Genomic DNA, 12,010 nt, shown 5'->3' on the forward strand with positions numbered 1-12,010 from the left:
TTACAAGTCCATCTCCGTCATGGATTGATCATCTAATGCCACACTGATATCGCGACCACTGACAATATTACTGAGGCGTTCAACGCCTTGTGAGTCTGTCACTGGCCCTGCACTCACCAACTCATCAACACGCACTGCCAATTGCATGACACTGGGGTTATCAAAGATGTCTCCCACTGTCGCTCTGATAGCAAAGTGCTGGTTTAACCGGGAGATCAGCTGCATGGCCAGCACCGAATTGCCACCACATTCAAAGAAGTTGTGTCGGGTACCTAGCTGCTCGGTGTTTAGCAACTCGAGATAGAAGGCCAGGATTTGAGTTTCTACCGGGTTGTTCGGCGCGCATAAGGTGGTTTGTGTCGCATAGTTGGTGTCGGGTACCGTCAGCGCGTTACGATCCAGCTTGCCATTGGCCGTGGTTGGCCACTGCGAGAGCCAGCACAAATACTCCGGCAACATATAAGCTGGTAAGTGATTAGCCAACGCGCTGCGTAGCGCACTGATATTCCAGTGCTGTGCCAGCTCGCCCTGTTCAATGGCATAGGCACACAACGCCCTCTGATCTTGCGCTGTGGTTTTAATAAATACGCGCACATCCACATCACTCAGAACCTTACGCAACTGAGCCTCTATCTCGCCTAATTCAATCCGGTGACCGTGTAATTTGACTTGATGATCGAGGCGACCGTCTAGTTCAAATCGGCCATCAGCCAGTCTGCGGGCTCTGTCGCCGGTCCGATAAAGTCGTTCACTGTGTTCACCATCAAACTCATAGTTCACAAAACGGGCGTCTGTCAGCTCAGGGCGCGCCAAATAGCCATTGGCCAGGCCAGCGCCACCTATCCACAGCTCTCCCCATACGCCATCAGGCTGCATATCAGCACTGGATGTCGCATCTTCACTTAGTACAATCAGGCGCGTATTAGCGACAGGCTTGCCGATGGTGATGTGTTCAGGGTCAAGGATCTGAGTGGTTGCAGACCAAATGGTGGTTTCGGTGGGTCCGTACATATTCCACAGTGCTTTTGCCTGTGAAAGCAGTTGCGCAGCAAGTATCTCGGTCAGGGGCTCTCCGCCGCTCCAAACGGTTAATCCGGTAACACATTCAGGACGGGCCGAGAGCAGTAATTGCCATAAGGTTGGCGTAGCCTGCATGACAGTCACCGGATGTTGACCAATGAGCTCAAGCAGCGCATTTGGGTCACTACAGGCCTGGTCGCAAGCCAGCAGTACCGTTGCGCCAACCATCAGGGGTCCGAACAACTCCAACAATGCGATATCGAAGGCAATAGTGGTCACACTTAACAGGCAATCTGTGCGGCACAAACCGGGTTCTTTCACCATAGTGTGTAACAGATTTGCCAGCGCCCCATGACTGATCTCCACACCTTTGGGCTTACCAGTGGAGCCTGATGTGTAAATCACATAAGCACGTTGCTCGGGAGAAATTGCCTGGACTTCAAATGTGCTCGGACATGAAGCAATCTCAGTTTGCCGGGCATCCAGGTCAACAACCTCAATATGGGTATTAGCAATGGCAACCGCCGCTTCACTCAGCTCATCACACAACAAGAAAGCAGCCTGGCTATCGTTTAGCATGTCCTGCAACCTGGCCTGCGGAAAGCTCAAATCAAGTGGTAAAAACGCGGCACCGGTTTTCAACACGGCCAGTAAAGCAACCAATAGCTCAGTCCGTCGTGGCAATGCAATCGCTACCAGAGAGTCACGGCCCACGCCCTGCGCCATCAGGTAATTTGCAAGCTGATTGGCGCGCGCTTGCAATTGTTCATAGTTGAGCGACTGTCCTGAGCAAATCAAAGCAGTCTCTTGCGCCGAGTGCGCCACTTGCTCTGTTAATGCATCCAGCAACAACGGCAAGGCTGGGCTGTCAGAAACCGGCGCCAGCAACTGTGCCCGAGTCTCGCTGTCCAGCAAACTTGCACGGCTGCACGTCTGCTCAGTTTCAAGACTCGCAAACAGAGTGATCAGCGACTGCGCATAACTGTTCATCATAGCGCTGTCGTAGCGTGCGCTCAGATACTCCAACTCCAGCGTCCACTGACCGTCCACACACAACAGGTTGCAGCTTAATTCATACTGACCAAAGCGGGTATCCGTTGTGCAAGTCGACACCTTCAGTCCAGAAAATTCAGGCAAGTGTTGCACTTTATCCAGGTTAAAGAGTGTCTGTGGCAGACATACTGGCTCATGCGTTAGTTCGCTGTATGGCAAGTGCTGATGCTCAAAGGCCTCAAGCAGGCTGGATTGCACCTGCTTAATTAACTCACCCACAGTCAGTGGGCCAGTGAATTCAGCGACGATGGGTAAGATATTGGTGCAATAACCAGGTAAGTGCTCATCCAGATCATCCGGGTCGTAGTTGCCGCTGAGTAAGCCCCGATCAGAGACCGGAATGCCAACTGCGATGTGTTTTTGTCCCGTCAGCTTGTGTAACCATAAGGCATAGACAGCCAGCAAGGTGGCAAACTGACCACATCCCTGAGACTGACTCAGCACCTTAATTTGAGGTAACGCATCCAGTGTAAACACCCGCTTTTCAACGGCAAAGCTTTCCTGACTGCCTGCCCCGGAACGCATTGGCAGAGTCAGCGCTTCGCACGGGGTCAGTTTACCGAGCCAATACGCTTTATCCTGCTGATATACTTCACTATTCAGATAATGTTTCACGCCCTCAACATAGGCACTAAAGTGCACCGTAGCAGGTGGCGTTGCTTGACTATCCGCTTGGCTGTAATTGTCCGCAATGCGACTCATCAACTGTTGCAGGCTGAGCCCATCGTACAACACGTGGTGCGCGCTAATGCTAAGTACATACTCATGAGTACCGCATGGCAATAAATCAAAGCGGCACAGAGGCTGGACACCAAACTCAAAGGGCCGATAACGCAATTCCGTAAGCCAGGTCTGAAGTGATTGCGATTTATCACTGCACTCATGCTCAGTTAAAGCCAGAGCCTGTCGTGTAAGCTGCACATGCGACAAAGTGAGCGGATCCACGGTGTAACTCAACAATGGATAATCAGTAAGCAGCTGAGCTATCGCCTGAGTGAGACGGGTTTTGTCCAAAGGTCCGCTGAGACGTATTACCGCCTGTAAGTGATACGCTTGAGCGCCCTGCTCAGATTTGAGCGCCAGCGCCAGTAGTTGCTGCTGCGCCCCCGTTAACGGGAAACGCTCAGGCTGTGCATCTGTCGGGTCCGGTTCGCCAAAATAACCGGCCGCTTTTAGCGCCAGTACACTGTCTTTGACGGTCTGAATAATGGCCTTAACATCTGCTTCTGTATGTGCGGCCGACAGAAAACAATTACGCCCTTCCCAGATAAACACGCCACGATTGAGCATTTCATAAAAGAACACGTCCAGATTCTGACTAAAGCGGAAACGGAACAAAGAGGCAAAATGCTCTATCTGCATTGGAATTTGCTGCTGCGCAAAAAACGTATTCAGTGTTTGTGCAAGATATTGAGTTTTATTGGTAATCGCTTCTTGTAGCTGCGCGCCTTGCGCTTTAATTTCACTTAGTACGGCTTTAGCGCTGGCCATCACCAATGGGTGTTTACAGAAAGTGCCGGCAAAAAAGGTGGTATCCGCTTGCGGATAAGAAGTATCACCATACTGCCAGACGCCCCCATCAATGCCATCCATATATTCGTGGCTGCCTGCAACAACCCCCACAGGCAAACCGCCACCGACGATCTTGCCATAGGTGGCCATATCCGCCTGGATCCCCAGCATCGCCTGCACACCACCGGGATGCGCTCTGAACCCAGTGATCATCTCATCAAAGATAAGCGCGATCCCCAGCTCGGCAGTCAGTGCTCTGAGTGAGTGCAAAAATGCCCAAGGCTGGTGCCCCGGATGACGACTTTGCACCGGCTCAACCAGCACAGCTGCAATATCGCTACCCTGCGCTCGGATGGCATCCAGCGCGGACTCTGCACCGTATTCAAGCACCAGATTATCACTAATCGCGCCCGCTCTGACGCCGCTGCACATAGGTTCAACCGACTCCCCGCCCGGGGCATTTTGCGCCAGCGTGCCGTCATAGTGGCCATGATAAGCCCCTTCAAACTGCACGATTTTGTTACGCCGGGTTTTGTTGCGTGCCAGACGCACCGCAGTCATCACCGCCTCAGTGCCGGAGTTGCAAAAGGTAACGCGCTCCAGTGCGGTTAACTCACTGATAAGTTCAGCCACATCACAGGCTTGTGCACTTGCCAGCCCCAGTTGCAGACCATTCTCTATCTGCTGATTCAGCGCCTCGGTGACAAAGTCGGGCTTGTGGCCAAACAGGTTGACGCCAAAGTCCATGGTAATATCAATATATTCATTGCCATCAATATCCCAGATCCGACTGCCTTCACAGCGTTGTCCAAAGACCGGATACAGAAGTTCTTTGCTGGACATACGGAATCCTGCCGACGCGCGACAGTCCGCCAAATGTGGGCGATGCTCAGACACCATGGCTTTCGACAAAGGTGTTTTGGCACAATAACGTTCAATTAGTGAAGCCAGATGCTTTTGTACAGATTGGCTGCTGGCAGCCGTGGTTATTTGCTTTTGAGCGAACCCGGGTAAAACCTGGGCGGCTTCACTTTGCTGCGTCACAGACTGCTCAGCTAAAGTCTGTGTGGTTACAGCCTGCGGAGCAGCTGTCGCTGCAAGTGCCGTACTAACTGGCTGTGTGCCAACCTGGCCACTCATACCTTGTAGCATGGCTAATTGACGAGCGGCGATGGCTTCAACACTGGTTGCTGCACTGGTATTGGTGACTGACGCGGCGGCCTGCAATTGTTCGCGACAAATAGTTGCAACCAGGTCATTCGGCGCGGACACTGACGTTGGCTCAGCCGGTAATGCAAGTACGGTGTCGCTGCTGCCTTGTCCTGATGGTGGCGTTGACTTTGCTTCCTGACATTGATAATCACTGTGTTCAATGATGTATGCCACCAGTAAATCAACCGTACTAAGCGTTTCATAGAACTGGCGTACACTAAACTCCAATCCAAATTCCCGCTCGTAAGTGCGCACAGCATTCATAATCATCAACGAATCCACACCCATTTCCAATAGCGGCACATGAGTCTGAATGTCACTGACTGGCATAGATAGCAAGCGCGACAAAGTACTGAGTACAAAATGACGGATCGCCTCTTCCCGGGTGGTACTTGCTTGAGCCGCCTGCAACTGCGCTCTCTCAGTATCGGGCTGCGCGCTTAATGCAGTCGGTAATTCCGCTATCCAGTAAGGGCTGTGATCAAACGGATACAAAGGCAATGGAACATTGGGCTGAGTGTCATCCGCGTATAGCTGCTTCCAGTCAAGCGTTATGCCCAACTCAAACAAACGCCCTTGCACTGATAACAAGCGTGGTAAATCAGCGCCTTTGGCATGCAATACATGTAAAAACTCACATCGTTCAGCAGGGCGATTTTCCTGCAACAGGCCACATAACACCGGTTTAGGCCCCAGCTCAAGGGCACAATAAGCGTCTGACTGAGACAGCTGAGCGATGCAGGATTCAAACTGTACCGGCGCACAGATCTGCTCAACCCAATAACCAGGATCGCACAGCCGCAGCGCTTCTTGCTGACCCGTGACAGACGAAATAAAAGGGATTGTTGGCTGATGGTAGGTAACTTGCGCGGCCACCTCAGCGAATTCACTAAGCATAGGTTGCATCAGCGGAGAATGGAATGCCCGCGCTGTATTGATAGCTTTGTGGCGTATACCTGCATCATCGAGCGCCTGGCACAAAATATCCATGGCACTATTGTGACCAGAAAACACCACCCCCGACTCACCATGGTAAGCCGATACAGAGAGCTGACCGGCTATATCGGTCACCAACGCATCAGCCTGAGCACGCTCACAGCGCGCAGTCACCATACGACCATTATCCGCCAGTGCGTTCATTAGCCTGCCACGCTCTGCAATCAGCTTGATTGCGTCGGCAAGCGAAAACACGCCTGCTATACAGGCCGCAGCATATTCTCCAACACTGTGGCTCACCAGACGCTCCGGCCTGAGACCTCGGCTGAGCCACAACTGAGCTTGTGCATATTCGATGGCAAATAAACACACCTGAGTCCATTGAGTCTGCGCCAGATACTGCTCGCTCGGATCGCTGTACAAAACAGTAGTCAGTCTTGGTCCCAATTTTTCGCCAAGCAAACGGTCACATTCATTGATGGCATCACGAAACACCGGCTGCGACTCATACAAAGCTTTACCCATATCCGGATATTGTGCCCCTTGCCCGGTGAACAGGAACACCAGCTCCCGCGTTGACGTCTGCGCGTCATCTGCAGAACCAGTTAACTGAGCATGATCTTTTAGCGCCGCAACCAGCGCCTCTCGGGTTTCACCAACAAAAGCACAACGAGCTTCCTTGAAATGCGGCATGCTCGCGGTCTGACTGATCAGGGCATCGAACGCTTGTGGCGTTGCCGTGCTCAGTGTATCGGCATAACGACTAACAAGCTCAGTCATTGATTTGGCAGATTTTGCCGACAATGGCAGCACATACCCCGAGTTTTGCGATGAGGCTTTGTTATCCTGAGTCGCATAAGCAGGTGCCTGGGCACAGATCACATGGGCATTGGTGCCACCAAACCCAAACGAACTAACTGCAGCCAGCCTGTCCTGTCCCGTCTGAGCGGGCCAGCTCTGGGCTTGTGTCGCAACCCGCACCGGCAGCTTTTGCCAGGGAATATGGGTGTTGAGCTGCGCGGTATGTAACTGCGCGGGTACTTGCCCTTTATCCAGGCACAACAGCGTTTTAATCAGCCCGGCAAGGCCCGCACCGGACTCCAGGTGACCAATGTTGGCTTTTGCAGAGCCCAGCAGTAAAGGCTGGTTGGGCGCGCGTCCTTCGCCATACACTTTAGCCAGTGCCGATACTTCGATTGGATCACCCAGTTCAGTGCCCGTGCCATGGGTTTCAATATATTGCACATCCGCAGCTGCTAAAGCCGCATTGTGTAAAGCCGACTTGATCACCCTTTGTTGCGATGCACCATTCGGTGCCGTAATCCCATTGCTGCGCCCGTCCTGATTCACTGCACTGCCTTTCAGTACTCCGTAGATCGGGTCTCTGTCTGCCATTGCCTGAGTCAGGGGCTTTAATAACACACAACCCACGCCCTCACTGCGCACATAGCCATCGGCAGCGCGTGAGAATGTCTTGCAGCGACCATCCTGCGCCAGCATTTGCGCATTCTCACAGGCGTCGGTGACCTCATTACTGAGGATCAGGTTCACACCACTCACCAGTGCCATTGGCATATCACCCGCACGGATCCCGGTCAGCGCATGGTGCAAAGCAACCAAAGAGGAAGAACAAGCCGTATCCACCGACAGACTCGGGCCCGTAAAATTATAGGTATAGGACAGACGATTGGCCGCAATGCTCAGTGCGGTGCCGGTACCAAGGTACGCATTACCCTGCTGTGCCTTGTTCGACATATTGAAGTAATCACTCTGGGAAATACCCACATATACGCCGACGGGCTGACCGGCCAATTCAGCGGGCATCATGCCAGCTGACTGAATGGCATGGAAGCTGGTTTCAAGCAGCAAACGATGCTGTGGGTCGATGTATCTGGCTTCTGCCGGTGAAATACCGAATAACCCAGCATCAAACTGCTCAATATTATCCAGATACCCTCCCAGACGTGTCTGGCCGAGTTCAGGACACAGCGCCTGCCGCACTGCGTTTGGCACACCGATAGCATCGCGTTTATCCACAAGCAATTGCCAGTATCCACTGAGATCTGCGGCTTGCGGGTAACGGCATGCCATGCCGATGACGGCCACATCCATATTGTCCGTCAGTACGCGCACTTCACGCTGGTATTGCGTGGCCGTCGAATTTGTCGCTTGCTGCGCTGAGTGTTCAGGCACTTGCGCACTCAATCGTTCGCGTACCGAGTCAAACTGACTCAGATGATTAGCAAGCTGGGCAATCGATGGATACTCGTAAAGCACCGTGGCTTCGAGTTCGATATCATGCAGCTCCATCAACTCGCCCGAGATCCGTACGGCTTTCATCGAGTCGACACCCAGAGATAAAAAGGTGGCGTCAACATCCAGGCTTTTCGGCTGGCGGTCAACTTCGAGTCCCACCACTTCCTGTAAGACTGTGCGTAACGTCGCTTCAATGTCCGAATAGTGCGTGTTTTTTGCCGAGTGTGACGCTTTGTCTGACGCGCTCTGCTGGGCTCGTGAACGGGCTAACACGTCAAACGTATCTGCCAGATAATGGCGTTTGTTTTCCTGACGCTGAATTTTGCCGCTGGAGGTTTTCAGTATCCGCCCGGGCTTAATCAACACAACCTCATGTGGTGTAATGCCATGTTGTTCGGTAATCGCTGACGTAATAGCCGCAAAAATCTCTTGTTCATTCAGTTTGCGCACGGCCGTACGCTTGACCTGCTGCACGATAACCAGGCGCTCTTCGCCTTGTTCAGACAAATAGGAAAACGCCGCGCCGCCATTATTGTCCATGGCAGCATGCGCCTCCACCACAGTGAGCTCAATATCCTGAGGGTAATAGTTTTTACCGCGGAAAATCATCACGTCTTTGGCACGCCCCGTGACATACAGCTCGTTTTGATGCACAAACCCCAGGTCGCCAGTGCGCAAATAAGGGCCGTCATTATCATCGGCAATATGGGCCTGAAAAATTTCCTTCGTCTGCTCAGCCTTGCGCCAGTAACCCTGAGCAACGCTGGCACCTTTTACCCAAATCTCACCAGTATGCCCATCCGCACAACGCTGTTTAGTCTCTGGGTTCACAATCGCCAGGGTATGACCATGCCAGGTACTGCCGCAAGACACCGCATAATAGGGCTGATTGTCTGTTGGCGTGTTATCCGTAACATTCAAATCGTAAAACAACTCTGTGTGCGCCGCAGGTTCTGATAGTAACGAAGCTTTTCCCTGATGCATCTCTTTACTATCCAGCTGCAGCACCGACGGCGTTTTCATTAAACGTCCGCCCGTGGCAAACAGGGTGGTTTCAGCCATGCCATAACAAGGCGCAGTGGCTTCGCGACGAAAACCGCAGTGCTTAAACTTCTGATAAAAACGCTCAAGAGTGCTGGCTCGAACTGGCTCAGCGCCATTCAGTGCACTTTGCCAATGCGATAGGTCTAAGTTTGCCAGCTCTTCTTCTTTAATTGTGTCGACACACAGATCATAGGCAAAATTAGGGGCACTGGAAGTCACGGCTTTGGTCTCGCTCAATAACTTCAGCCACCGCAGGGGTTTTTGCAAAAACGATGTCGGGTTCATCAGGGCCGCAGGGGCACCAATGTATATAGGATGCAAGATGCCAAAAATGAGCCCCATATCATGGAAATGCGGCAGCCAGCTGACGATAGGTGTTTGTGCACTGTGACCGAAAGCCTGTTTCATCATTTCTTCGTTGTCCATGATGTTCGCGTGGCTCACCATCACCCCTTTGGGGCTACCCGTCGAACCTGAGGTATATTGCAAAAAGGCCAGATCTTGTGGTGCTATGCGAATGTCCTGCCAGGCCATAGGCTCAACCTGCTCAACACCTTCACTGTCGGTGGCGATGATAGACACATTACTGAGGCTGGTTTCAGCTTCAAACAGTGGCTGAGCGATTTCGTAAATCTTGCTGCTGGTCAGCGCACCGGTTGCACCAGCGTCTTCTATGATGCTCCTCAGTCTATCGGTATTTTGATTCTTTTTTGGCGGGTATACAGGCACTGCCACTATGCCAGCGTATAGGCAGGCAAAAAAGGCTTCGACAAACTCAAACCCTGAGTTGTACAAGAGCAAAGCTCTGTCACCTCTGTCAAAATAAGTGAGCAAACGTGCTGCGATTTTTCTAGATTTTAAGTCGAGCTCAGCATAGCTCAGGGAAACTGCCGGTTGGTTATCTTCGAAGAAATACTGATATGCAATGTCATCGCCACGTGTCCGGGCCAATGTCACTAATGTAGCCACTAAGTCGTTATTCATGCCATACCCATACAAGGTTTATTGAGTAAGTTCCTTTGATCAGAACACCTGACTCAACGACCCAGATCTGGCGACATTAGCTAGCGCCTCTGCTGGTATTAAGCACAGTTGTCCGATCCGTAAAATTGGAAAAAACCAATTAATTACATAAACACAATGACAATATGCGACCTCTGCGGCTATTGATAACTGCAAAGTCGTATTATCCTGTCATTGTGGTTTAAAGGTTAACTAACCGCTTAAAACCGCAAGCCACGCTAATCAACTACACCTTTAACACCTGAAGAACATAAGCGCATGATTAAAAATAAAATTAATCATGACACATTGTATTCGTACAGGCTCAAATTGTTTGTTAGTGTTAATCTGACGGGACGACAACTGAACTAAAAATACCATTCCCTAACGTTGTTTTTATCTTCTTGTAGCCATTTTAAAAACAGCTATAACGCTTCCTGTTTGATGGTTTTCATACTGATGCTATCACAAAGCACTAAAAAATAAAGCAAAACAGAATACAAATTTAACAAATATGCAACCACAATTAACTCAAGAGTTAAGTCGGGGGAAGCGCCACCCCCTTATATCACCTGCGATAAACGCCACATAATCAGCGATGAATGACAAAGCAGGCTATGTGCCAAATTTAACGCAGCTGGTTGCATTGGTAAATTACAGTTGCTTACGTACCCAAAGATAAACCAACCTTACTTCTATGACGCGACGCGTCCAGCCAAAGGAAGTTAATACAAGCTGCTATTTTGCATGAAGTTTAGTTGCTCTTTTTAAAAACGCATAGGTATCTTGAGCCGGGTGTATGACAATCGTTACAGTCTGACCAAAAGTTAGCAGCGCAATGACGAACCTAAAATGAATACACAGTCACTGGCGAGTTTGCGCCGGATCAAAATATGTCAGTTTTAAATCTCTATACTCGTGGCTAACACCTTCAGGAGAGACTCTTATGAAAGCCGCGCTCGTTCATGCATTTAAACAACCTTTAGAAATTCAAACAGTACCCAAGCCGTCATTGACCCCAGGTTCAGTATTGGTTGAAATTGCTGCATGTGGTGTATGCCATACAGATCTGCATGCCTGCCACGGGGACTGGCCCGTAAAACCTAAACTCCCCCTAATCCCAGGTCATGAAGGCGTGGGCACTGTCGTAGCAAAGGCCGACGATGTGACCCATTTATCGCTTGGAGACAGAGTTGGTGTGCCCTGGCTACACAGTGCCTGTGGCCATTGCGAACACTGCTTAAAAGGAGAAGAAAATCTCTGTCCACAGCAGCAAAACAGTGGCTATTCGGTCGATGGCGGTTACGCACAATTTACTAAAGCTGACGCCAATTATGTGGTTAAAATCCCCGAAAATGTGCCCTTCGTCGAAGCTGCTCCCTTGTTCTGCGCGGGCGTAACGACCTACAAAGCACTGAAAGTTTCAGGAGCAAAACCGGGCGACTGGGTGTCGATTGTTGGTGCCGGCGGTTTAGGTCATCTGGCAATTCAATATGCCAAAGCCATGGGCCTCAATGTCGTGGCTGTAGACAGTGGTGACGATAAGCTTGCTCTGGCTCACTCTCTGGGGGCTGATATGGTCGTGGATTATACTCAGCAAGATCCTGCCACCACGATACAAGAACAACTTGGCGGCGTTCAGGCGGTAGTATGTACCGCAGTTTCTAAATCAGCTTTTACGGCTTCTTTTCATAGCGTTAAACGTGGTGGAGTCTGTATGCTGGTTGGCCTGCCACCGGAGGAAATGCCAATTCCCATTTTTGATACAGTGCTCAAGGGCGTCAGTGTCGTTGGCAGTATCGTCGGTACCCGTCAGGATCTGGTTGAATGCCTGCAATTTGCAGCAGAAGGTAAAGTAAAAGCCATTGTTGAGACCAAACCACTCGAAGCCATCAATGAAGTCTTTGATAACATGCTTAATAATGACATCACTGGCAGAATTGTTCTGACGCTTGATGAGTAATCACTACATAAA

Annotated in this window: 2 protein-coding genes; one reads left to right on the plus strand and one right to left on the minus strand. The window is 50.9% G+C overall.

The window, feature by feature from the left end:
- On the minus strand, positions 1-10,017 hold the full coding sequence (locus MHN31_RS01195; RefSeq protein ID WP_239443220.1) for a non-ribosomal peptide synthetase/type I polyketide synthase: 10,017 nt from the start codon (positions 10,015-10,017) through the stop codon (positions 1-3).
- Positions 10,018-10,981: 964 nt separating this feature from the next.
- Between MHN31_RS01195 and adhP the strand changes: the two genes are divergently transcribed.
- Positions 10,982-11,998 carry an alcohol dehydrogenase AdhP gene (gene adhP, locus MHN31_RS01200; protein WP_239443221.1) on the plus strand — a complete coding sequence of 339 codons (1,017 nt, stop codon included), beginning with the start codon at positions 10,982-10,984 and terminating at the stop codon, positions 11,996-11,998.
- The last annotated feature ends 12 nt before the right edge of the window (positions 11,999-12,010 follow it).

It is taken from the genome of Pseudoalteromonas sp. McH1-42 (genome assembly GCF_022347845.1).
Taxonomy (GTDB): Bacteria; Pseudomonadota; Gammaproteobacteria; order Enterobacterales; family Alteromonadaceae; genus Pseudoalteromonas; species Pseudoalteromonas rubra_D.

What these genes read in the sequence shown, in the direction of transcription:
- MHN31_RS01195 (WP_239443220.1), bottom strand. Translation starts at nt 10,017, where the DNA reads ATGAATAACGACTTAGTGGCTACATTAGTGACATTGGCCCGGACACGT.
- adhP (WP_239443221.1), top strand. Translation starts at nt 10,982, where the DNA reads ATGAAAGCCGCGCTCGTTCATGCATTTAAACAACCTTTAGAAATTCAA.